Genomic DNA, 22,851 nt, shown 5'->3' with positions numbered 1-22,851 from the left:
AGAAAGAGGCCGATTGTAGCCGGTCGCCACACCCCCCGCCCCACACGCCCCGATGACCTGTGAGCTGGCAGGCTGGGTGCCATGAATTCAATTTCCCCCGACTACGCGAAGCTGCGCCAACAACAGGTGGCGTTGGCAGCACAGGTTGAACTGACCGATGCGCTGGTTGGCCTGCCCGCCCGGGTTGCCGGTATCGACAGCGGATTCGAGGACAGTGGCCGCACCACGCTTGCGGCGGCGGTATTGCTGGATGGCGTCAGCCTTGCGGCCATGGCGTCTGCGCTGGCGCGCCTACCCACGGCCCTGCCCTACATCCCCGGCCTGCTCAGCTTCCGCGAGTTGCCTGCGGCCCTTCAGGCGCTTGCGCAGTTGCCGCATGTACCGCAACTGGTGATGGTCGATGGTCACGGCATCGCGCATCCACGCGGGCTTGGCATTGCCGCGCATCTTGGTGTACTCACCGGGCTGCCCAGCATCGGCATTGGCAAGAGCCGGCTGGTGGGCGACTACGACGAGCCCGGCCCGCTGCAGGGTGATCATTCGCCATTGATGTTCAAAGGCCGGCAGGTGGGTTGGGTGCTGCGCAGCAAGCCACGATGCAACCCGTTGTTCGTATCACCCGGGCATCGTGTCTCGGTGGCAGCGTGCCTGCCGTTGGTGCTGGATTGCCTGCGCGGTTATCGACTGCCCGAACCGACACGATTGGCGGACAGGTTGGCATCGCGCCGGTAGCACGCAGCCCTTTCCCGCCCTTCACACTTGATGAAGTCGCTCCACCTTCAACGGCGAAGAGACGTGCGGGAGCATTGCCGTTGCACCTGCTTTCAAGACAAAAGAACCAAGCCAACAAGACAATCCGTTGCCGCGCTGGTCACGACGTACTCGCATCGCCCATGCCATCCTGCGGCCCTGGTTCCCACCATGGAGACATCATGACCACCATCATCAGCCCACGCGTTCATGACCTCGGCGGCTTTCAGGTACGCCGTGCGGTGCCCTCGTTGCAGGCACGCAGTGTCGGGCCGTTTGTATTCGTGGACCACCTGGGGCCGGCCATCTTCAGCCCAGGCCAAGGCATCGATGTGCGTCCACATCCGCACATCGGCCTGGCGACGGTGACCTTCCTCTGGGCCGGGCAGATCGGCCACCGCGACACGCTCGGCTCGGAACAGGTGATCCGCCCCGGCGACGTGAACTGGATGACTGCCGGCCGCGGCATCGCCCATTCCGAACGCACCCCGGCCGACGTCCGCGCGCAGGAGCAGGCGGTGCACGGCATGCAGACCTGGGTGGCGCTTCCCAAAGCGCACGAGGAAACCGACCCGGCATTCTTTCATTTCCCGGCCGAGCAGCTACCGCAACAGCGCCGTGATGGTGCCTGGCTCCGGGTGATCGCGGGCCGCGCCTACGGCGAAGAATCGCCGGTCAAGGTCTTCGCTGACACCTTGAATGTCGCCATCGACCTGAACCCGGATGCCGAAATTGATCTGGACACCTCGCATGTACAACGCGCGCTCTACATCCTGGAAGGTGACGCACAGTTGGATGGCGTCGATGTGCCCACCCAGCACCTGATCATTCCCGAGCCGGGTGCGCGGGGCCGCCTGCGTGCCAAGACACCGGTCAAAGCGATGTTGATGGGCGGCGAACCGTTGGATGGCCCTCGGCATTTGTGGTGGAACTTTGTGTCCAGCTCTAAAGAGCGCATCGAGCAGGCCAAGGACGATTGGCAGAGCGGACGCTTCGGCACCATCCCCGGCGATGACAAGGAGTTCATCCCGCTGCCGCGGTGAGCTGGGCCCTCGGATACGGTGAACAGTCTCGTCGACATGCCGCTGCCGTTGGATCGCATTCAACCACCTTCGACCTCGCCGCTGACGCTCGCACGAAGACCCCTCGCTCGCAGCTCCTCCCCGGTCTGGTTAGCGCCGAATCTCGCTTGGGTCGGCAAAAAAGCGCCGGCAATGTGTGCTTCCGTCCCTTCTCCCGGTAAGCGGAGAAGGTGCACCGCAGGGGCAGATGAGGGGCGTTGTTGCCGTTTTCGGGGGTGAGACTTCTACATCGGGCCCGCCCGCAATTTGTCCATCTGATCCGCCTTCGACGTCCCTCAGTCCAGCCCTCCCCGGCTTGGCCCGGCGGGGACGGGAAGCACGGATGATCAGTGCGGCGTGCTTCGCTTGGCCTGTCCAGGGAGCTATTTGCCGGCACATGACGACAGATGCAAACGATTTAGATTCACCTACACAGGTTATTCGGCTATTTTTCGTACGCCCGTTCGGGGTCAATAAGGAAACAACACTAATGAGCATGGGAAAGCGACTGACCGCCGAGTTTCTCGGCACCTTCTGGCTGGTGTTGGGAGGCTGCGGCAGTGCGGTGTTGGCAGCGAATTTCGGTGGTGATGGCAACCCGCTCGGGATTGGCTTCGTCGGTGTGGCACTGGCCTTCGGCTTGACCGTGTTGACCGGTGCCTACGCGTTTGGCCACATCTCCGGCGCGCACTTCAATCCGGCGGTGAGCATCGGCCTGTGGGCCGGCGGCCGTTTCGCGGGCAAGGACCTGGTGCCCTATATCGTGGCGCAGGTGCTCGGCGGCATTTTTGCCGGCTTCATCCTGCTGCAGATCGCCCAGGGCAATCCCAACTTCCTGATTGACGGCAGCCAGGCCGGCGCCTTCGCCAGCAATGGCTACGGCGCGCTGTCGCCCGGCGGCTATGCCGTTGCAGCGGCCTTCCTGTGTGAAGTGGTGCTGACGGCGGTGTTCCTGGTGGTGATCATGGGTGCCACCCATGGCCGCGCCCCGGCCGGCTTTGCACCTATCGCCATTGGTCTGGCACTGACCCTGATCCACCTGATCAGCATCCCGGTGACCAACACCTCGGTGAATCCGGCCCGCTCCACCGCAGTGGCGGTGTTTGCCGGCTCCGGCGCACTGAGCCAGCTGTGGCTGTTCTGGGTGGCGCCGATTCTGGGCGCAATGATTGGCGGCATCGCCTACAAGTGGATCGGTAACGACAAGTAAGCCCTCCGCTTCCGGCAACCTGCAAACGGCCCCTCAACGGGGCCGTTTGCATATCCGGCAACATCATTTTTGCCAGCGAGGTAGATTCTGTAATAACGTCGGGTTTGGCCGGATGCGCATGGGGATGCGCTGACGGGGCGAGGGGAACATTGCCTACCGGCCAACGCTGCTGCCTTCAGAACCATCCACGACTGCCGTCGTGCCGCCCACGGCCGATGTTTTATGGGGAATGTGAAGTGAAGACTGTCCGTATTGTTTCTGCCGCACTGTTGCTTGCCGCCTGTAGTACCGCCTGGGGCCAGCAAGCCGACCAGTGCCCGACCCTCCCGTCCGACAGCGGCCTGCATTGGGAGCAACAGACGCAGAGCGCGTTCATCGTGTGCAAGGCCACCACCGACGATGGCCGTGCCGTGTTGAACCTGATGCTGACCACGCGCGACCCGGACCTGCAGTTGAACCGCGCCTTGCGTGCGGAAAAAGGCACGTTCGCCGGCGAGTCCCTGCATTGGTACAAGCTCGACATGGGTGGCCGCGACCTGCCGGGGCTGGAGTCGCGCCGCATCACGACGGTCAAGTTGGACAAGACCCGCTACGCACAGATCTGGATTGATGCCGCCGACACCGGCGAGCTGGGCAACCTGCAGAACCTGACGCAGACGCTCAACCTCAGCCCGTCCACCTTGGCCGGTGCAAACCAGGAGTGAGTGAAGCGCAGTGAGCAGGGGCAATCGCCGCAACTGCCCTGCCCGCTTCATCCACGCATCGACGCATGCACAACCAGCCGGGCACACACCCGGCTCTGGGCGTTGCCTCGGGGTGGGCGGCGCCTGAGCCGTTGCTCGCTTCTGGCTTCCGCCAGCGCGCTCCTGCGCTTCAGAACTTGCCTTCCTGGTAGTCCACAAAGGCCTGCATCAGCTCCTCGCGGGTGTTCATCACGAAGGGGCCATGCCGTGCGACCGGCTCCCGCAGCGGACGGCCTCCGACCAGGATCAGCCGCGCGCCACCGGCGCCAGCCAACATTTCCAGCTGGCCGTCACCCAGCACGGCCAGCTCGTGCTGCACCACCGAGCGGGCGTTAGCGGCATCACCCAGCATTACGCCGCCTTCAAAGACATAGGCAAAGACACTGAGCCCTTCAGGCAATGGGTACACATAACGGCTGCCAGCTGTCATGGCGATATCCAGGTACAGCGGGTCGGTCGCAGGCTGCACGATGGGCCCGTGAACATCGCCCAACTGCCCGGCAATCACTTTCACCGTGACCCCTTCAACCGGCGTGACCTGCGGAATCTGGTCGGGCGCAAACTCCTGATAACGCGGCTCGCTCATCTTGTCGCGCGCCGGCAGGTTCACCCACAGCTGGAAACCGCGCATGCGCCCTGACTCCTGTTCAGGCATCTCCGAATGCACCAGCCCGCGCCCGGCTGTCATCCATTGGACGCTCCCGGGGGTCAGTAAACCCTCGTTGCCGTGGTTGTCCTTGTGCCGCATACGGCCATCAAGCATGTAGGTGACCGTCTCAAAGCCCCGGTGTGGATGATTGGGGAAACCGGCGATGTAGTCCTCGGCACGGTCGGTTCCGAATTCATCCAGCATCAGGAAGGGGTCCAGATCCGGCAGCATCGGGGTGCCGATGACACGCGTCAGGCGCACACCGGCGCCGTCGGAGGTAGGCATGCCGCGGAAAGTGCGCAGCACGCGCGCGGTCGGTTCACTGCTCATATCGGGTTCCTTTCAAGTTCCACCGACAATGGCCTCCGTCGATGGCCGAGCCAACCGTTGCCGATGCAACCATTCGTTCCAAATGGGTCATCACCCTGCAAGAACGGGACACGTTGTCAGACAGCTGGCACGGGGTCCTACTACCAAAGTCTCATCCGCTTCACCTGCCATACACGTTGACCCCTGCCCTTCATGGGTAGAACCTTGCTTGCATCCCCCTGCGAGGCGACTCGATGAAAGGTTTTTCCAAAGCCGGCTGGGCGCTTCTGTCCCTGATCGGCGCATTCTGTCTAGGTGTTGTGGCCCTGCGCCGCGGCGAACACATCAATGCCCTATGGATCGTGGTGGCAGCTGTTTCGCTGTACCTGGTCGCCTTCCGTTATTACGGCCTGTTCATTGCCAACAAGGTGTTGGGGGTTGATCCCACCCGTGCCACGCCCGCAATCATCAACAACGATGGTCTGGACTATGTGCCGACCAACAAGCACGTCCTGTTCGGTCACCACTTCGCCGCCATCGCTGGCGCTGGTCCATTGGTCGGCCCGGTGCTTGCCGCACAGATGGGCTACCTGCCCGGCACGCTTTGGCTGATTGCCGGCGTGGTGCTGGCCGGCGCGGTGCAGGATTTCATGATCCTGTTCATCTCCACGCGCCGTAATGGCCGCTCGCTGGGCGATCTGGTGCGCGAAGAAATGGGCCCGGTGCCCGGCACCATCGCGTTGTTCGGCGTCTTCATGATCATGATCATCATCCTGGCGGTGCTGGCGATGATTGTGGTGAAGGCATTGGAGGGCAGCCCGTGGGGCATGTTCACCGTCATCGCGACAATGCCCATCGCCATCTTGATGGGCGTGTACATGCGCTACATCCGCCCGGGCAAGATCGGTGAGATCTCCGTGGTCGGCCTGGTGCTGCTGCTTGGCGCCATCTGGTACGGCGGTAAGGTCGCCGCAGACCCGGTGATGGGCCCGATGTTCACCTTCACCGGCGTGCAGATCACCTGGATGTTGATCGGCTACGGCTTTGTCGCAGCGGTGTTGCCGGTGTGGCTGCTACTTGCCCCGCGTGACTACCTGTCCACCTTCCTCAAGATCGGCACCATCGTTGGCCTGGCCATCGGCATCCTGATCGTGATGCCGGAGCTGAAAATGCCGGCGCTGACCCAGTTCACCGACGGCACTGGCCCGGTGTGGAAGGGCAGCATGTTCCCGTTCCTGTTCATCACCATCGCCTGTGGCGCGGTGTCCGGCTTCCATGCGCTGATCAGCTCGGGCACCACGCCCAAGCTGTTGGCCAATGAAGGCCACATTGCCTACATCGGCTATGGCGGCATGTTGATGGAATCGTTCGTTGCGATCATGGCCATGGTGGCTGCCTCGATCATCGAGCCGGGCATCTACTTCGCCATGAACAGCCCTGCCGCGATCATCGGCACGGACGTGGTCCACGCTGCGCAGATCGTGACCAACTGGGGCTTTGCGATCACCCCGGACCAGCTGACCGCCACCGCCGCGGAAATCGGCGAACACTCCATCCTGTCCCGTGCCGGCGGTGCACCGACACTGGCCGTGGGCATCGCGCAGATCCTGCATGCCGTGATTCCGGGCGACGGCATGATGGCGTTCTGGTACCACTTCGCCATCCTGTTTGAAGCACTGTTCATCCTCACCGCCGTGGATGCCGGCACCCGTTCGGGCCGCTTCATGCTGCAGGACCTGCTGGGCAACTTCGTGCCGGCCCTGCGCCGCACCGACTCGTGGGTGGCCAGCTTCATCGCCACCGGTGGCTGCGTCGCGCTGTGGGGTTACTTCCTGTATCAGGGCGTGACCGATCCGCTGGGCGGCATCAACATGTTGTGGCCGCTGTTCGGCATCGCCAACCAGATGTTGGCCGGTGTGGCATTGCTGCTGTGCACCGTGGTGCTGTTCAAGATGAAGAAGGACAAGTACGCCTGGGTGCCGTTGATCCCGGCCATCTGGCTGCTGATCTGCACCACCGCAGCCGGCTTCATCAAGATCTTCTCCAGCGAACCGGGTGTGGGCTTCCTGGCGCAGGCGCACAAGTACCGTGACGCCATCGCCAACGGCAACCTGCTGGCGCCGTCGAAGAACTTCGACCAGATGCAGCAGGTGATGGTGAACAACTACATCAATGCCGGCCTCACCGTGCTGTTCCTGTTCGTAGTGTTCGCTGTGCTGGTGTATTCGATCAAGACCATCGCTGCCGCTCGTCGCTCGTCGGTGCGTACCGACCACGAGACGCCGTACATCGCCCTCAAGCCGCACGAGATCGATCTGTAATGGGCACCGAGCTGGTCCCTGTTGGTCAATACCAGACGTTCCGCCGCACGTGGCGGCGTCTGGTGCAGACCGCACGCCTGTGCTGCGGGGTACCGGACTACGACAACTACGTCCGGCACATGCGGGAGAAACATCCTGACCGCGAGGTCATGGACTACAAAACCTTCTTCCGCGAACGTCAGGAAGCCCGCTTCGGCGGCAGGAGCGGCTTTCGCTGCTGCTGATTTGTTGTGATTGGAAAACAAAAAAGGCGGGGCCATTGGCCCCGCCTTTTTCATTGCTAGCGGCGGTTGCGTTCCGTAGGAGCGGCTTACGCCGTGAAGCCGGCAGACCATCCGGCCGCAGGGTCATCCGCAGCAAGGGAGCCCGTCGTTTCGCGGTATCAGCCGCCGTTACGACATCCCCGCTGCCTCAGGCGCCGGCCATCCACTTCAACATCAGGCCAGTCATATAGGCGATGACGGTGCCGGTGGCGTAGCCCACGGTGCCAAGCAACACGCCCACCGGCGCCAATGTCGGGTGGAACGCTGCTGCGACCACCGGTGCCGATGCGGCTGCGCCGATGTTGCCTTGCGAGCCAATCGCAAAGAAGAACAGCGGCGTGCGCAGCAGTCGGCCGACCACGTACAACATGCCGATATGCACGCCCATCCAGATCATGCCCAGCAGGAACAACCACGGGCGGTCGATCAGCGATAGCAGATCCATCTGCATGCCGATGCAGGCGATCAGAAAGTACAGGAACAGCGTGCCGATCTTCGATGCACCGGCCGCTTCCAGATTGCGTGCGCGGGTGAAACTCAAAAACAGACCAATCAGGGTGGACAGCATCACCACCCACACGAAGGACGAATTCAACGAGGCCTTGCTGGCCCAGCTGACATTGTCACCAAACCAGGACGCCAAAGGCGTGGCCAACGCATGGGCCAGACCCACCACCCCCAGGCCGACACCCACAATGACCATCAAGTCGGTCAGGCTCGGGTTGCGAGAACTCTTGGCTTCGTACTCGGCAATGCGACGCTTCATGTCGTCGATGGCCGAGGTGTCTGCGCCGCTTTTGGCATCAATGGCCTGCGAGCGCCCGGCCAGCCACAACAGCACCGCCATCCACAGACTGGCGCAGGCCACATCGACCACCGCGAACTGGCCGAAGGTGGTGGCATCGACATTGAAGGTCTCGCGCATGGCAGCCATGTTGGCGCCGCCACCGATCCAGCTGCCGGCCAATGCCGCCATGCCGGCCCAGGTATCACCGGCCACGGTTTCGGGGTGGATCAGCTTCATCACCTGGAACGACACCGCTGCACCCAGCACGATGCTGACGGTACCGGTGACAAACATGATCAGCAGCTTCGGCCCAAGGCGGATGATGCCCTTGAGGTCGATGGACAAGGTAAGCAGCACCAGTGCCGCCGGCAGCAGCACGTCACGTGCAATGGGGTTGTAGAGCTTGGTGCTGTGGCCATCGATCAGACCGACGGTGTTGTAGATCGCGGGGATGAAGTAGCACAGCAGTAACGCCGGCACCCAGGTGAATACTTTTTTCCACAGCGGTGTTGGTCCGCTGGCCAACCAGAAGATCAATGCCAGCGTGGCGGCGATGAGGCCAAGTCCGACGATGTCATTGGTGATGAGTGCGGGGGTATTTTCGGTCGGCATAAGGCCTGTTCCTGTCGATCGAAGGGAAATAAAAACGCCACGTGGGTGACGTGGCGTGGGAGGCGCAGAGCCTAGCATGCCAATGTGGGATGCGGGCTTTTAAACGCCGAGGGACGTGCGCGCGGAAATGGTCGGTGGCGCGCTTGGCGCTCAATACTCTCGCCAAACCCCCGCCCGCCGTGGGGAAAGGGCTTGGCACGCTGCGGACTGGCGCAACTGCAGCATTCGCCCCTTTCCCGTTGCGGGGCGAAGCTTTCCCCTGGTTCACAGCTCAGTGAACACCCTTGCAGCAACGCAAGCGCCAGGGTGCGGAGTGAGGGTTGAGGAACGGAAAGGCGACGCCGCTCTCAACCCGCCCCGGCCATCGCCCGCAATGCGATGCCCACCATATATGCCGCGCCGGTACCCACTGCATACCCCAACGTGCCCAGCAGTACACCGACCGGCGCCAGCGCCGGGTGGAATGCAGTAGCCAGCACCGGTGCCGATGCCGGCCCACCGATGTTGCTCTGCGAGGCAATGGCGAAATAGAAGAACGGCACCCGCAACAGTTTGCCGACCAGCCACAGCAGCACGATGTGCACGCCAATCCAGATCACGCCCAGCGCAAACAGCCACGGCTTCTCCAGCAGCGCCAACAAGTCCATCTGCATGCCGATGCAGGCGATCAGGAAGTACAAGAACATCGAACCCCACTTCGACGCGCCCACGCCTTCCAGCTGACGTGCGCGGGTGAAACTCAGGCCCAGACCGATGAAGGTCGCCAGCAACACCACCCACACAAACGGCTTGTCCAGGCTGACCGACGCGGACCAGCTCACGTTGGCGGCAAACCATTGCGACAGCGGGCCGGCCACGCCATGTGCCAATGCAACGGTGCCGAACGCCACGCCGCCCATCACCATCAGATCGCCCAGCACGGGAATGCGTGCGTGCTGCGCCTGGTAGCTGGCGACGCGGTCACGCAACTCATCCAGCGCGGTGGTGTCGGCACCGCTGTGTTTGTCGAGAGCGGGTGCACGCGAAGCGAAGAAAATCAGTACTGCCATCCACACATAACCCACACCGACATCCACCACGGCGAACTGCCCGAACGTAGTGGCATCGACTTCAAATATTTCCTTCATCGCCAGCATGTTGGCGCCGCCGCCAATCCAGCTGCCGGCCAGTGCCGCCATGCCGCCCCAGGTAGCCCCGGCCATTGTTTCCGGATGGACCCAGGTCATCACCTGAAAGGCCACCACCGCGCCGAGCATGATGCTCAGCACCGCGGCCACGTACATGGCCAGCATCTTCCAACCCAGACCGATGATGCCTTTCAGATCGATGGACAACGTCAGCAGCACCAACGCAGCGGGCAGGAACACATCCCGCGCGATCGGGTTATAGAGCTTGGTGGTTTCACCGTCGATCAGGCCGAAGGTGTTGTAGACCCCGGGAATGAAGTAGCACAGCAGCAGTGCCGGTACGAAGCTGTAGAACTTCTTCAGCAACGCGTTGTTGCTGCCTGACGTCCAGAAAATAACGCCCAGCGTGGCCGCGATCAGGCCGAACACGATGATGTCATTGGTGATGAATGCGCCTGTCGCGGCTGCCGTCATCGTCGATCCCCTTTGTTGCTTGAATTCGGGCAAGCCCCTTGCCGCAACGACATCGCTTCCAATGTCGGCAGCGTGCGCGCAGTACGAATTGATATCGGCAAGTCCCTTGCCCTCGCCCCTCTCCGCGCCCCGGCCCTTGCGCCAGCGCAAGGCCGTTCGTGGGACAGCGAACCAGTGGTTTGCAAACGTTGCCCCTCTCACACCGCAGCCGGGAGAGGGGTTATGACTGTGCAGCCTTGTTTTGGATTGTTCCCTTCTCTCTCTAACGGGAGAAGGTGCCCGAAGGGCGGATGAGCGGCTTTCGCTTCCCCTCCAAACCACCCACCCAAAAAAGAAGGCATGCCAAAAAGCATGCCTTCTCTACTCACTTACTGACCAATGTGCTGCTTCAGCCAGTCATTGACCGTGTCATGCCACTGCACGCTGTTGTGCGGCTTGAGCACCCAGTGGTTCTCGTCCGGGAAGTACAGGAACTTGGACTCGATACCCTGCCGCTGCAACGCGGTGAAGGTAGCCAGGCCCTGCTCCACCGGGATGCGGTAGTCCAGCTGTCCCTGCACTACCAACATCGGCTTTTTCCAGTTGGCGACGTGGTTGACCGGGTTGAATTTCTCGTAGTTCTGCGGGACGTCGTACGGCGTGCCGCCCTGCTCCCACTCGGTGAACCACAGTTCTTCGGTGGCGTACCCCATGGCGCGCTGGTCGAACACACCATCGTGGTTCACCAGGCACTTCCACGGCTCGTTCCAGTTGCCTGCGATCCAGTTGACCATGAAGCCGCCGTAGCTGGCGCCCAGCGCACAAGCCTTGTCGCCATTGAGGAAGCTGTACTTCTGCTGCGCAGCCGCCCAGCCCTTCTGCAGATCTTCCAGCGGGCGGTCGCCCCAATGCTGGCTGATGGCATCGGTAAAGGCTTGGCCGTAACCAGTGGAACCGTGGAAATCGATCATCACCACGGCATAGCCCTGGCCTGCGTAAGTCTGCGGGTTCCAGCGGTAGCTCCAGCCATTACCGAAGCTGCCCTGCGGGCCGCCGTGGATCAGGAATGCCACCGGGTACTGCTTGCCTTCCTGGTAGTTGTGCGGCTTGACCACATAACCGTGCACGGTCTCGTCGTTCCACCCCTTGAACGAGAACTGCTCGAAATCACCGAAGTCCACGCCCGGCAGCATCTCACTGGCGCTCTGGGTGATGGCACGCAGCGGCGCACCGGCGGTGGTGGTACTGGTGAACACCTGGTCGCCACTCTTGAGCGAATTGCGGCTGAAAGCCAGCGCATCACCAGCGATGTCGAAGGACGAAATGCTGCCCTCGCCTACTACCTTGCTCACCGCACCATCGGCCACGGCCACGGCGAACAGCGGGTGCTCGCCCATGTCCTGCGCGGTGGTGTAAATGGTGGTGCCGTCAGCCGACAAAGTGATGCCATCTGCGGAGCGATCCCATTGCGGGGCAATCTCACGTGTTTTGCCGCTGGCCAGGTCCAGTGCAATCAGGCCGAAGCGGTCGGCCTCGAAGCCTGGGCGCTTCATCGCACGATAAAACAGGGTTTTGCCGTCGGCACTGAACACCGGGCCGGCGTCCCACGCCGGGTTGCCGGCGGTCAAATTGACCGGTGCCTTCTTGCCGGCAGCATCGAGCTTGTACAGGTCAAAGTTGGTCGACCACGGCTCCTGGTTGCCCTGCACGCGAATGCTGGCCACCACCGACTTACCGTCCGGCGACCAGGCGAAATCCTCATTGCCACCGAACGGCTTGGACGGCGCATCGCCGGCCAGGGTCGCGCTGATGGCCGAAGCACCCTTCACTGCGGCGGCCGTGCCGGCTGGCAGCGGTGCCACGAACAACGTGTTGCGGCGGCCATCGGCCCAGGTGTCCCAATGGCGCACAAACATGCTGTCGAACACCTGGCCGCTGGTCTTGGTCGCCTTCTCGGCTTCCAGACGCTTGCTGGTGCATGCCAAATCCGAGCCGCAGTCTTGGAACACGCCTGCGCTGAACACCACACGGTCACCCTGCGGCGAGACGTGGTAGCTGTCCACATCGGTGGCGAAATCGGTCAACTGCTGCGGTGCGCCGCCGGCCAGCGGCATGACATACAACTGCTGGCTGCCGTTCTTGGCACTGAGGAAATAGACGTTTTGGCCATCGGCTGAGATCGAGGCCGAGTTGACGTTCCAGCCTTCCGGCGTGAACTGGCGCGGCGGTGCCATGTCGCGGGTACGCAGGTCGCGGATCCACAGGCTGCTGCTGGCTTTCAGATCGGCATCGACCGTGCGCTTGGCAAACACTACCTGGGCGCCATTGGCGCTGAGCAGTGGTGCGGAGGCGCGGTCCAGCTTGACCATGTCGCGGACTTCAAAACCGCGCGCACTGGCCAATGATGGCAATGCGGCCAACAGGCACAGCGGCAACAGGACGTGACGAAGCTTCATGGGCATCTCCCGGGATAAAGGCAAACCCCGATGGTAGGCGGCGAGCTTGCCCTGTTGCAAAGGCTTGAAGTCATGCCCGTGCAACGGCCGGAAACAGCAAAGCCGCCCGAAGGCGGCTTTGCTGATGATTGACGTTGCGGTTGCCAGAGCCCCTCTCCCGCTCCAGCGGCAGAGGGGTTGGAGTGAGGCCGCTCCTGTTTTGGCCTTGGCTTTGGGTCCAAAGCACCAGCCGAAACGAAAGCAAAAACTCCCCTATCCGCCCTTCAGACCCCTTCCTCCCGCAAGCGGGGGAAGGGACAACTCTCAAAAACCCGCTCTTCAGCCCTTGCTCGGCGCTGCCGGTTCGCCCTTCTTGCCAATCCGGTACAGCAACAGGCCGACCAGGAACAGTACGAACAAACCCACCCAGGACGACAACACCGCCCAGGTATCGGCAAAACCGCCCAGCGGCAGGGCCAGGATGTCGCCTTGGCCGCTGACCACGATCGGCACAGCAATGGCGATACCCATCAACGCTTCACCGGTGATCAGGCCGGCGGCGAACAACACACCCGGGCGATGCACGCGGTCACGGCCCTCTTCATCGTCCGCACGCAGCTTGTGGAAACGCTCGACCAGGTGGGCCAGCAGGCCGCCCAGGAAGATCGGCACCATCAGTTCCAGCGGCAGGTAGATGCCGATAGCCGCAGCCAGCACCGGTACGCGGAAGCGCTTGCCGGTCTTCTTCAGCCATTCGTCGATGGCGATGATCGCCGCGCCGACGCCTGCGCCCAGCGCGATCATCGTCCAGGGCAGCTCGCCACCGAACAGGCCGCGCGCCACCGATGCCATCAGGTTGGCCTGCGGAGCAGCCAGCGAGTTCGGGTGCTCTGCCGTCGGCGCACCGATGCCGTAGGCGTGAGCCAACAGGTTCAGCACCGGGGCCATGATCAGCGCACATGAGAACGCACCGATGCCCAGCATCAACTGCTGCTTCCACGGCGTGGCACCGACCAGATAACCGGCCTTGAGGTCCTGCAGGTTGTCACCACCCACCGCGGCGGCACAGCACACCACCGCGCCAATCATGATCGCGGCCACCGCACCGAGCGGTGCACCACCGACACCCACCGGTTGTAGGCCGTCCTTGCCCAGCAGCAACACCAACACCACCGAGGCAAACAGGATGGTGGAAATGGTGATGCCCGACACCGGGTTGTTGGACGAACCAATCAGGCCCGCCAGGTAGGCCGACACCGACACGAACAGGAAGCCGGCGACGATCATGATGATGGTCATCGGGATGGACACATGCCACTGGCCGACGATGGCCTGGTACAGGCCCAGCAGCGGCAGGGTGAAGGCGATCAGTGCGATCAGCATCCACTTCATCGGCAGGTCGCGCTCGGTCTCGGCCACGGCCGGACCAGTGCTCTTGCGGGCAGCGGCGAAGCCACTCTTGACGCCGTTGAACAGCGACTTGCGCAGCGAGAACAGCGTCCATACGCCGCCGATCAGCATCGCACCCACGCCGAGGTAACGGATCTGCGAGCCCCAGATGGCGAACGCGGCATCCGATGAGGACGCCGAAGCCAGCGACGCAGCCAAATCCGGGTTACCCGACAGGAAGAACGCCTGATACAGCGGAATGGCGATGTGCCAGGACAGGATCGCACCCGACAGCACCACGATGCCCACGTTCAAACCAACGATGTAACCCACGCCCAGCAATGCCGGCGACAGATTGGTGCCGATGAACGCGGTGATCTTGGAGCTGCCGATATAAGCCGACTGCGCCCAGGCATCCGGGAAGATACGCAGGCCCGAAGCCGCGGCCAGCTTGACCAAGCCACCAATGGCCGCCGACAAGCCGAGGATCTTCATGCCCGGGCCCGGATTCTCACCGGCCTTGAGCACTTCCGCCGCTGCCTTGCCTTCCGGGAAGGGGAGCGGATCTTCGACGATCATTGAGCGCCGCAGCGGCACCGAGAACAGCACGCCCAGCAGGCCACCCAGGCCGGCGATGCCCAGCACCCACCAGTACTTGAAGTCCGGCCAGTAACCCATGATCACCAGCGCGGGGATGGTGAAGATGACACCAGCGGCAATCGACGAACCGGCCGAGGCGCCGGTCTGGACGATGTTGTTTTCAAGAATGGTGCCGCCACCGAGCAGACGCAGCACACCCATCGAGACGACGGCGGCTGGAATAGCGGTGGCGATGGTCAGGCCGGCGAACAGGCCCAGGTAAGCATTGGCAGCAGACAGCACCACAGCCAGCACGATGGCAAGAACCACCGCACGGAATGTGAGCTGCGCAGGCGCAGCGTTGTTCATGTAAAGCCCTTGATGGCAAAAAACCGCTGTCACGCTAACGCCCGCTTAACGGCAAGTCCAGTCGGGGCAGACCATTGCGCGGGGCAAAGTACACCCCCTGACCGGATTTGGCACAGCCAGCCCCCCTGTTGCGGCAGGTTGCCGCAGTGCCGCAGAACCCGCCGCCCCTCGCCTCTATACTCGCCGGCTTCATTCGTACTGGCCGTCGCGCATGTCTTCCGCTTCCCTCCCCATGACCGGCACGGACGACTTCCTGGGCCACCCCAAGGGCGTATACGTCTGCTTCTTCACCGAAATGTGGGAACGCTTCTCCTTCTATGGAATGAAGGCGCTGCTGCTGCTGTACCTGACCAAGTACCACCTGTTCGGTGACAAGGCCGGTCTGGATCTGCTCGGCGCCTATGGCGGGCTGGTGTACTGCATTCCCGTATTTGGCGGGCTATTGGCCGACCGCTGGCTGGGCATGCGCAAGGCCGTGGTGTTCGGCGGCATCCTGCTGGTGCTGGGCCATGCCGGCATGGCGTTCGAGGGCCATGAGGCGCATCGCGTAGCCGGGCAAGTGGTGCGCGACGAGGCCGCGCTGAGCATCACCTACCTGTCGCTGGCGCTGATCATCATGGGCGTAGGTTTCCTCAAGCCCAACATCTCCACCATCGTCGGCAAGCTGTACCCGGAGAATGACCCGCGCCGCGATTCGGGCTTCTCGCTGTTCTATGCCGGCATCAACCTCGGCGCGCTGTTCGCCTCGCTGGTATGCGGCTTCCTCGGTGAAGCCTACGGCTGGAAGTACGGCTTCGGCGCCGCCGGCATCGGCATGCTGGTGGGCCTTGGCATGTTCCTGTGGGGCCAGAAATATCTACACGGCCATGCCGAACCTGCGCAACCGGCAACGCTGCGAGAGCGCGTGCTCGGGATGCCGCGTGAGTGGTTGATCTATGGCGTGGCCATCGTCGCGGTGCTGCCAGTGGCGGCATTGATGTGGGCCGCTGCCAATGGTGCGTTCGCGCTGGGCGGCGAAATCAGCCTTGCCTTGATGCTGATGATCGTGGTGCTGGGCGGAGTGCTGCTGTGGTTCGCTTGGTTCACCGGCACCCAATGCACACCGGAACAACGCCAGCAGATGATCGCGCTGATGGTGCTGATCTTCATGGCGCTGGTGTTCTTCACTTTGTATGAGCAGACCTATGGTTCATGGGTCACTTTCACCGACCGTTTGTTGACCAAGGATCTGGTGCCCTCGCTGGTCGTGCGCGAAGGCACACCGCTGCCGTGGTCGATTGTTTCGTTGTTGCTGGCGCCATTGGGTTTCGTGGTGGCGGCGCGCCTGTCCGACCGCAACCCCGCATCGAAAGCACCGCGCACGCTGTTCGCCGTCATCGTCGTCGCCATGCTGGTGATGCTGGTGCGCGACTGCCTGGTGTTGCCGCAGACGGCAGGTTCGCTCACCTATCTGGGTGCGTTGTTCCTGGTGCTGCTGGCACCGCTGTTTGCCGCGCTGTGGGCGTGGCTGGACAAGCGTCGGCTGGATCCGTCCAAGCCGATCAAATCCTCGTTCGGTTTGGTATTCGCCGCCTTGTCATTCGTGCCGTTGGCATTCGCTGCGCAGCAGGTCGGCCTCACCGGGCAGATGGCGAGTGTGTGGTGGTTGGTGCTGGCGTATCTGATTCTGGAAATCGGCGAGATGTGTCTGTCGCCGGTGGGCTTGTCGGCGGTCACCCAGCTGGCGGCACCGCGCGTCGTAAGCCTGATGATGGGCACCTGGTTCCTGGCGACGGCGTTCTCCGAAACGCTGGCGGCGCTATTCGGCAAGCTTGCTGCGATTGATGTACCCGAAGGCGAAGTCATGAACATTGCCGAAGCCGCCGCACGCTACGAGCATCTGTTCTGGCTGCTGATGTGGATCGGCCTGGGTTGCGCGGTCGTCGCGCTGGTGGTGTCACCGCTGCTCAAGCGGATGATGCATGGGGTGCGTTGAGTCTCGCTGCCGGGCAACGGTTTTTTGCGGGGGAGCAGTTGTAGAGCGGAATCACTGAGCCATCGCGCCAATCAGGTCCACTCAAAGGCACCGGGCCAGGCTTGCGACTCCCCCCCACTCTCCAGGCAGCGCCCCTTCGGGGCACTGCCTACCCTTGACGGCCATTTACTTGGCCGTCTCGCCATTCAAATGTTCCGCAAGGAACGCCAGCAAGCGGCTGTAGTACTCACGCTGGTGCGGCTCGGTATAAAAACCGTGGCCCTCGGTGTCGTAGTACAACGATTGCACCGGCACGCCAGCTTTCCGCAACGCGGCTTCCATCATCCGGGTGTGTTCGACCGGTGCGATTTCATCTTCGCCACCTGCCGCCAGAAATACCGGCACCTTGATCTGACCGGCCAGACGATTGGGCGACGCGGCGGCCAGGGCAGCCTGATCCTCACCCACCCAATCCTTGCTCCAGTTGCCCAGGCTGCGCCGCTTGCGGCCGTCCTCGCGCTGCATCATCGGCAAGTCGTACACGCCTACATAGCCGGCCGCACAGCGATACAGAGACGGCTCCTTGGCCACGCCCATCAACGCGGCATAGGCGCCATAACTGGCACCGTAGATGCAGATCTTCGATGCATCCGCATGGCCTTGCGCCACCGCCCAGCGGGTGGCGTCGGTAAGGTCGTCCTGCATGGTGCCGCCCCATTGGCGCGCACCGGCGCGCTGGAATGCCAGGCCTTGATTACCTGAGCCGCGATAGTTCACCTGCATGACGCTGTAGCCGGCGGCTGCCAACATTTGCGCGTCCTTGTCGTAACGCCACTGGTCGAAGATGCCGAACGGCCCGCCATGCGGCATCACCACCAGCGGCCGTGCGCCGCTCGCACCACGCGGCACGGTGAGATAACCGCTGATGCGCAGACCATCACGCGCCGGGAAGCTGAAAGGTTCCACCAAAGCGGCCTTATCCGGGTCAATCCAGCTACCCGCGCTCACCACATGGCCGACCTTCTTGCTCGCAGGTTCGTACAGATAGAAGTCGCCAGGATTGTTGCCCGACCACACCTGCAACAACTGCAACGTTCCATCGCGGGTACTGGACGTAATGCGGATCGACTGCCCCGGAAACGCAGCTTCCAGACTGCGATGCTGACGGGCCTCGGGCGATGCCTCGTCGAAGAACATATTTCGGTAACGCCCATCCATCACCTGCGTGCCCACCGGTATGGATGTCCCATTCTGCTGAATGATTGTCAGCGGGTCGGCGCCCATGTCCTGCAGCAGCGTCTTTCGCTCGTTGCTGGCCGGGTCCCAACTGACAATCTTGTCCGTTCCTGCTCCATCGCCATGTATCTGCAGATAGGCAAGCCGGTTATCGGCGGAGAAGCCCAGCGGAAACTCAACGCGCCCGGTACCGATTTGATCATTGATCAGTTGCCACTCCGTTCCCTTCGCCTGGCGGTGGTACAACTTGCTCGCATTGTCCGCGCCTGCCCCCAATGCAAAACGCACCTCACCACTATTGTCCGTGGCGAAACGCGCGCGACGTACCGGCGCAAATGCCAAGGTAGTACGGCGACCACTGAAGACATCCAGTTTATCGGCGCGGGTAAACGGATCATCGCCCTCTGGCCACACCGAGACCACGGCATAGCGATCATCCGCGGGGAGTGAGTCGGTCAGGAACGCCGCAACCCGCTCTGCCCGCTTGGATTGAATGCGCGTTCCCAAACCATTGTCCTGCACGCGATAACCGACCAGCAGCTCGGCGCCGCCGCCATCAGCGTTGATGGCGTAGATCTCACCGGTGAGCTGCGGCACATCCAACATGCCGTACTTCTCGGCAATACTGATCAATACGCGCTCGTTGTTGACCCACTCAAATTCACTCACATGGGCGTTACGTGCTGGCATGAACGTGCCGGCGCTTTTGTTTCCATCCCGCGTAAAAATTACCAACGCGGTTTTGTCCTCCAACGGCACAGTGGCCGCGTAGTACTTGCCCGTCGGCGAAATTTTGATGTCGTTGAAATCATCCTTGCGGATGAACTGCGCCAGATCGACCGCCGCCCAGGCACTGCCCATTGGCAATACCAGCGCAAGCAGCATCCCTAATCCCAATCCCTTCATGCTCGTCCCCTGATCAAACGTCCATTTGTCCCAGACACCGTGTCATTGCCGTGGCCCCTTACTTCACCGCAAAAACCACGCATGCTTTGCGCAGCAGGTGCCGCCCCAGCGTCCCAGCGTCCCAGCGTCCCAGCGTCCCAGTAAATAGTCGGGCATTGGATGCAAGAAAGAAATGGGGTCGATCAGCAACGACGTACCTCTGGCTATTGGGAATAAGTTGCGAGCAAAGTGGACGCGATGCCTGGTTGGCGCGATCAAAAAAAGCAAAAACACAAACTCCACCCCACGTTCCGCATCGTTCGTGATGTATCGCTGAAGCGATGGGATACCGTTCCCATCGCACAGATGCTCAAACTACTGCACTCGCTCTCGGAGCAGATCCTCAGCGAGATGATGTTGGGCCGAAAAACGTGGGGAGACCCTCGGACTTTGCCCCTGCATTTCTACGTATCAACTCCTATTGTTACTTACCTTCGGCAATCACTTATTTCGAATCCGCCTATTTTTTCCGAAAAATCCTATGACAAATCCCACTGGGACTTCATACAACTCAACCCCTCCATAATGCCGCCAAAATCATATACCTCCTTAAATATTCGCTCGGCAACTGATATGTCGGAGCATATCGTACGTGCATCCCACTCATCACCGCCAAATCTAACTTGCTTCATCAATGCGAAATCACTTTCTTGCCGCCATTCCAACACCGCCATCTTTGGATCGCCAGACCTCGTAAGAGCTACCACTCTGTAACGACCATCAACCGCCTTCATGGAAATCTCTTTAACAAATGATTCCCTTGGAGCCAAAACCTTCAGATAAACAAAACCGTCTTTTTCAAAGACATCCCGAATTGCCATGAGAACGCACGACCAATCCGGCTGCGATAGGAACCGCGCAGGCGGATCCATAGTTTTATCGAGACTGCGCATCTCCAAAACGATGGCGTCACGCTTAGATCCTGACATCATTCCTTCCACCCTATCCCTCGAACCCACAAAAGCACCTCGCCCTTTGGCCAGTACAGCCGACCGATGTCCCGCCCTCGGCCTGACGGAGGGCAAACGCAATCTGCTCTTCGGTGAACTTCGACTTCTTCATGGCAAAACCACCTTTCTGCTTGGGGTTAGTTTCGCCGAATTTCTCTACTTTTGAATGGCTCAAAAAGCTGGGAGGTGGTCAAGTCAGCTCATGGCGATAACTTGTTAGCCATCAAGCTTTCGTTGGTCTACGGAATCAGGCAAAAAAAAGGCCATGCAATGCATGGCCTTTGGCAAAACGGAGTTATCGGTCGTTGATCAGAACGGAATATCGTCGTCAGCGAAATCGTCCATCGGCGGCGGAGCCGACTGCTGCTGGGCCGGTGCCGGACGCTGCTGGCGCTGGCCGCCGCCGTAACCGCCGCCCTGATCCTGATTGCCGTAGCCGCCTTGACCACCCTGGCCGCCGCCCTGCTGACGCGGGGCCGACTGGCGCTGCGGGCGATCACCGCCGACGTTGCCACCGCCACCGCCGCCGCCTTCACCACGGCCGCCAAGCATCTGCATCTCGTTGGCGACGATGTCGGTGGTGTACTTCTCCACACCGTCCTGGCCGGTGTACTTGTCGTAGCGCAGCTCGCCTTCGACGTAGACCGAGCTGCCCTTGCGCAGGTACTCGCCAGCGATTTCACCGAGTTTGCCGAAGAACACCACACGGTGCCATTCAGTACGCTCCTGCTGGTTGCCGTCCTTGTCCTTGCGGACGCTGGTGGTGGCCAGGCTGATACGGGTGATCGCCATGCCGGCCTGGGTGTATTTGGTGTCCGGGTCGTTACCGAGGTTGCCGACGAGGATGACTTTATTGATGCCGCGGGCCATAGGGTTCCTACTCTTCCGTTGGGGTCCACCCGCCGGATGCGGGCAATAGCCATGGGATTATATCGCCCCGGCGGCCGATATCGGCCAACTGCCGCAGCCCTTATGGGCCAAGGCCTTTGCTGCCTTTGGCGGCACCCGGGGCGGCCCGCCCGGCCCCACGCGGTGGCCGCCAAGCCCCGCCACGGGCAGCGGCGGGATCGGGGCAGACCTGGCCCATCCCTGCACACGACAGCGCATGGCATGATGCCGGCGTCATTCACGTTGCCGGTCATGATGTCGATCAAAGGTAAAGCCACCTCACTGGATATCGCGCACATGGCCGGGGTCTCCCAGCCCACGGTCTCGCGTGCTCTGCGGGGCAGCCCGATGGTCAATGCTGAAACCCGCCAGCGCATCCTGGAGATCGCCCGGCAACTGAACTACAAGGTGGACAAGAACGCCTCCAGCCTGCGCTGCCAACAGTCCGGCACGCTGGCGCTGCTGTTCTTCGAGGACCCCACCCCGGACGATTCGCTGATCAACCCGTTCTTTCACTCGATGCTCGGCTCGATCACCCGCGCCTGTGCATTGCATGGGCATGACCTGCTGGTGTCATTCCAGCAGCTGTCCAGCGATTGGCATGCCGATTTCGAGGACAGCAACAAGGCCGACGGCATCATCCTGCTGGGCTATGGCGACTACCACGAGTCGGTGGAGCGCCTGCAACGGCTGGTGGAGCAAGGCACCCACTTCGTGCGCTGGGGTGCGGCGCTGCCGGGCCAGCCGGGGGTGTCAGTGGGCAGTGACAACTTCCAGGGCGGTTTCGACATCACCGAGCATCTGCTTGAACAGGGCTGCCAACGCATCGCCTTCCTCGGCCATGCCTCCAGTCACTACCCGGAATTCAATGAACGCTATCGCGGCCATGCCGAAGCACTGCGTACGCGCGGGCTGAAACCCGTCGCGACGCTGCAGCACGATGCCATCACCACTGAAGAATCCGGTCACGCTGCCTGCGTGGCCCTGCTCGACCGTGGCGAACGCTTTGATGCGGTGTGTGCGGCCAGCGACTTGATCGCCATCGGCGCGCTGCGGGCGCTGCGCGAGCGCGGGCTGCGGGTGCCCGACGACGTGCTGGTCACGGGCTTTGACGATATTCCCCTGGCAGCATCGGTATCGCCGGCGCTTACTACGGTGCAGCAGGACACCAAGCAGGCCGGTCAGCTGCTGGTCGAAAAGCTGCTGGCACTGGTCGCACGGGAATCAGTGGAAGGGATCAACATTCCGGTGAAGCTGGTGGTGCGTGATTCTTCGCGGCGTAGTGCTCCTTAGGAACGGCTTCAGCCGCTAAGTCCACGCTTCCTGCGCCGCCGCAAACCGCAGCAATTGCAGATACCGCGGCAGCCCCCGTTTCGTGGCCATAGCCGCCTCTGCACCAGAATCCGGTCAGCTGAAATCTTTGAGGATTTCCTGCACGCCCGATGGCGATATTTCAAAGCCCAACGTGGTGCCGGGGTTGACCACCACGCCGTAGCCAGCGGGCACACGACGCAACACGTCGAACATCAGCATGCGGATGTCGTGCGGCGCCTGCTGGGAGTTGAAACCCACGCGTGCCATGTCGGTGAACACGGCCACATGCAGCACGCCCTGTTTGTCGAACAGCAGTGGGTCGAAGCCGCTGCCGTCCGGGGTGACCAGGCTGCCGGTGAGCAACACCACCTCGGACGCCACGAAGGCCTGCATGAACGCTTTGATCGGCAGTTTGCCTTCCATCGCCGTCTGCAACAGCGTTTCGATGGGCGTCTGCGGGGGGAGATCGTTCATGTGGAGATTGGGCGACGGCTGTGGGGTGCTGAT

Annotated in this window: 17 protein-coding genes; 8 read left to right on the top strand and 9 right to left on the bottom strand. The window is 62.0% G+C overall.

All coding sequences use genetic code 11. The features are described from left to right. Positions 1 to 81 precede the first annotated feature (81 nt). The 4 genes from nfi (at position 82) to PAN08_RS09880 (ending at position 3,725) form a co-directional block, all read left to right on the top strand. A complete protein-coding gene (nfi, locus tag PAN08_RS09895) occupies positions 82 to 732 on the top strand; it encodes a deoxyribonuclease V (RefSeq protein WP_269791354.1) in 651 nt (216 codons plus the stop codon). 200 nt (positions 733 to 932) lie between these two features. Next, a complete protein-coding gene (locus PAN08_RS09890) occupies positions 933 to 1,793 on the top strand; it encodes a pirin family protein (RefSeq protein WP_269791353.1) in 861 nt (286 codons plus the stop codon). A 508-nt stretch (positions 1,794 to 2,301) separates the two neighbouring features. Further along, on the top strand, positions 2,302 to 3,021 hold the full coding sequence (aqpZ, locus tag PAN08_RS09885) for an aquaporin Z (RefSeq protein WP_269791352.1): 720 nt from the start codon (positions 2,302 to 2,304) through the stop codon (positions 3,019 to 3,021). Between the two features lie 236 nt (positions 3,022 to 3,257). After that, on the top strand, positions 3,258 to 3,725 hold the full coding sequence (locus PAN08_RS09880) for a hypothetical protein (RefSeq protein WP_269791351.1): 468 nt from the start codon (positions 3,258 to 3,260) through the stop codon (positions 3,723 to 3,725). A gap of 169 nt (positions 3,726 to 3,894) precedes the next feature. Here the strand turns inward: PAN08_RS09880 and PAN08_RS09875 are convergent, their stop codons facing one another. Then, positions 3,895 to 4,743, bottom strand: coding sequence for a pirin family protein (locus tag PAN08_RS09875; protein WP_269791350.1), 849 nt, complete (start codon positions 4,741 to 4,743; stop codon positions 3,895 to 3,897). Positions 4,744 to 4,976: 233 nt separating this feature from the next. Here PAN08_RS09875 and PAN08_RS09870 point away from each other — a divergent pair, with 233 nt between their 5' ends. Together PAN08_RS09870 and PAN08_RS09865 are read left to right on the top strand one after the other, a co-directional pair. After that, a complete protein-coding gene (locus PAN08_RS09870; protein ID WP_269791349.1) occupies positions 4,977 to 7,043 on the top strand; it encodes a carbon starvation CstA family protein in 2,067 nt (688 codons plus the stop codon). Continuing rightward, entirely contained in the window at positions 7,043 to 7,267 is a 225-nt protein-coding gene (locus tag PAN08_RS09865; protein ID WP_057626620.1) for a CstA-like transporter-associated (seleno)protein, read from the top strand. Before PAN08_RS09870 ends, PAN08_RS09865 begins: the two co-directional genes overlap by 1 nt. A 187-nt stretch (positions 7,268 to 7,454) precedes the next feature. On the opposite strand, the gene PAN08_RS09860 is transcribed toward PAN08_RS09865, so the two are convergent. The 4 genes from PAN08_RS09860 to PAN08_RS09845 form a co-directional block, all read right to left on the bottom strand. Continuing rightward, a complete protein-coding gene (locus tag PAN08_RS09860; RefSeq protein WP_269791348.1) occupies positions 7,455 to 8,705 on the bottom strand; it encodes a DUF819 family protein in 1,251 nt (416 codons plus the stop codon). A 347-nt stretch (positions 8,706 to 9,052) separates the two neighbouring features. Then, complete coding sequence (locus tag PAN08_RS09855; protein WP_269791347.1) at positions 9,053 to 10,306, bottom strand: DUF819 family protein; 1,254 nt, start codon at positions 10,304 to 10,306, stop codon at positions 9,053 to 9,055. A 368-nt stretch (positions 10,307 to 10,674) separates the two neighbouring features. Then, entirely contained in the window at positions 10,675 to 12,741 is a 2,067-nt protein-coding gene (locus PAN08_RS09850) for a S9 family peptidase (protein ID WP_269791346.1), read from the bottom strand. A 318-nt stretch (positions 12,742 to 13,059) separates the two neighbouring features. Next, complete coding sequence (locus tag PAN08_RS09845) at positions 13,060 to 15,057, bottom strand: oligopeptide transporter, OPT family (RefSeq protein WP_269791345.1); 1,998 nt, start codon at positions 15,055 to 15,057, stop codon at positions 13,060 to 13,062. A 211-nt stretch (positions 15,058 to 15,268) separates the two neighbouring features. Between PAN08_RS09845 and PAN08_RS09840 the strand changes: the two genes are divergently transcribed. Further along, positions 15,269 to 17,032: an oligopeptide:H+ symporter gene (locus PAN08_RS09840; protein ID WP_269791344.1), complete on the top strand. Its 1,764-nt coding sequence runs from the start codon at positions 15,269 to 15,271 to the stop codon at positions 17,030 to 17,032. Positions 17,033 to 17,197: 165 nt separating this feature from the next. Here PAN08_RS09840 and PAN08_RS09835 read toward each other — a convergent pair whose 3' ends face one another. From PAN08_RS09835 to PAN08_RS09825, 3 genes are all read right to left on the bottom strand, one after another. Continuing rightward, complete coding sequence (locus PAN08_RS09835; RefSeq protein ID WP_269791343.1) at positions 17,198 to 19,153, bottom strand: prolyl oligopeptidase family serine peptidase; 1,956 nt, start codon at positions 19,151 to 19,153, stop codon at positions 17,198 to 17,200. Between the two features lie 518 nt (positions 19,154 to 19,671). Continuing rightward, positions 19,672 to 20,121, bottom strand: a complete 450-nt coding sequence (locus tag PAN08_RS09830) for a hypothetical protein (protein WP_269791342.1) — start codon at positions 20,119 to 20,121, stop codon at positions 19,672 to 19,674. Between the two features lie 330 nt (positions 20,122 to 20,451). Then, positions 20,452 to 21,012 carry a single-stranded DNA-binding protein gene (locus PAN08_RS09825; RefSeq protein WP_269791341.1) on the bottom strand — a complete coding sequence of 187 codons (561 nt, stop codon included), beginning with the start codon at positions 21,010 to 21,012 and terminating at the stop codon, positions 20,452 to 20,454. A 273-nt stretch (positions 21,013 to 21,285) separates the two neighbouring features. Here PAN08_RS09825 and PAN08_RS09820 point away from each other — a divergent pair, with 273 nt between their 5' ends. After that, entirely contained in the window at positions 21,286 to 22,323 is a 1,038-nt protein-coding gene (locus PAN08_RS09820) for a LacI family DNA-binding transcriptional regulator (protein ID WP_269791890.1), read from the top strand. Between the two features lie 114 nt (positions 22,324 to 22,437). On the opposite strand, the gene PAN08_RS09815 is transcribed toward PAN08_RS09820, so the two are convergent. Continuing rightward, positions 22,438 to 22,818, bottom strand: coding sequence for an SseB family protein (locus tag PAN08_RS09815; protein WP_269791340.1), 381 nt, complete (start codon positions 22,816 to 22,818; stop codon positions 22,438 to 22,440). Positions 22,819 to 22,851 lie beyond the last annotated feature (33 nt).

Source organism: Stenotrophomonas sp. Iso1, from assembly GCF_027497995.1.
In the GTDB taxonomy this organism is placed as follows: Bacteria; Pseudomonadota; Gammaproteobacteria; order Xanthomonadales; family Xanthomonadaceae; genus Stenotrophomonas.
The sequence above is the reverse complement of the archived record's forward strand: the minus strand, read 5'-3'. Positions and strand labels throughout refer to the sequence as shown.

Bases quoted from the DNA above. Each gene is read 5' to 3' on its own strand.
- PAN08_RS09855 (WP_269791347.1), bottom strand. From the start codon at position 10,306: ATGACGGCAGCCGCGACAGGCGCATTCATCACCAATGACATCATCGTG.
- PAN08_RS09830 (WP_269791342.1), bottom strand. From the start codon at position 20,121: ATGTCAGGATCTAAGCGTGACGCCATCGTTTTGGAGATGCGCAGTCTC.
- PAN08_RS09875 (WP_269791350.1), bottom strand. From the start codon at position 4,743: ATGAGCAGTGAACCGACCGCGCGCGTGCTGCGCACTTTCCGCGGCATG.
- PAN08_RS09845 (WP_269791345.1), bottom strand. From the start codon at position 15,057: ATGAACAACGCTGCGCCTGCGCAGCTCACATTCCGTGCGGTGGTTCTT.
- nfi (WP_269791354.1), top strand. From the start codon at position 82: ATGAATTCAATTTCCCCCGACTACGCGAAGCTGCGCCAACAACAGGTG.
- PAN08_RS09815 (WP_269791340.1), bottom strand. From the start codon at position 22,818: ATGAACGATCTCCCCCCGCAGACGCCCATCGAAACGCTGTTGCAGACG.
- PAN08_RS09820 (WP_269791890.1), top strand. From the start codon at position 21,286: ATGTCGATCAAAGGTAAAGCCACCTCACTGGATATCGCGCACATGGCC.
- PAN08_RS09840 (WP_269791344.1), top strand. From the start codon at position 15,269: ATGTCTTCCGCTTCCCTCCCCATGACCGGCACGGACGACTTCCTGGGC.
- aqpZ (WP_269791352.1), top strand. From the start codon at position 2,302: ATGAGCATGGGAAAGCGACTGACCGCCGAGTTTCTCGGCACCTTCTGG.
- PAN08_RS09860 (WP_269791348.1), bottom strand. From the start codon at position 8,705: ATGCCGACCGAAAATACCCCCGCACTCATCACCAATGACATCGTCGGA.
- PAN08_RS09890 (WP_269791353.1), top strand. From the start codon at position 933: ATGACCACCATCATCAGCCCACGCGTTCATGACCTCGGCGGCTTTCAG.
- PAN08_RS09870 (WP_269791349.1), top strand. From the start codon at position 4,977: ATGAAAGGTTTTTCCAAAGCCGGCTGGGCGCTTCTGTCCCTGATCGGC.
- PAN08_RS09850 (WP_269791346.1), bottom strand. From the start codon at position 12,741: ATGAAGCTTCGTCACGTCCTGTTGCCGCTGTGCCTGTTGGCCGCATTG.
- PAN08_RS09865 (WP_057626620.1), top strand. From the start codon at position 7,043: ATGGGCACCGAGCTGGTCCCTGTTGGTCAATACCAGACGTTCCGCCGC.
- PAN08_RS09825 (WP_269791341.1), bottom strand. From the start codon at position 21,012: ATGGCCCGCGGCATCAATAAAGTCATCCTCGTCGGCAACCTCGGTAAC.
- PAN08_RS09835 (WP_269791343.1), bottom strand. From the start codon at position 19,153: ATGAAGGGATTGGGATTAGGGATGCTGCTTGCGCTGGTATTGCCAATG.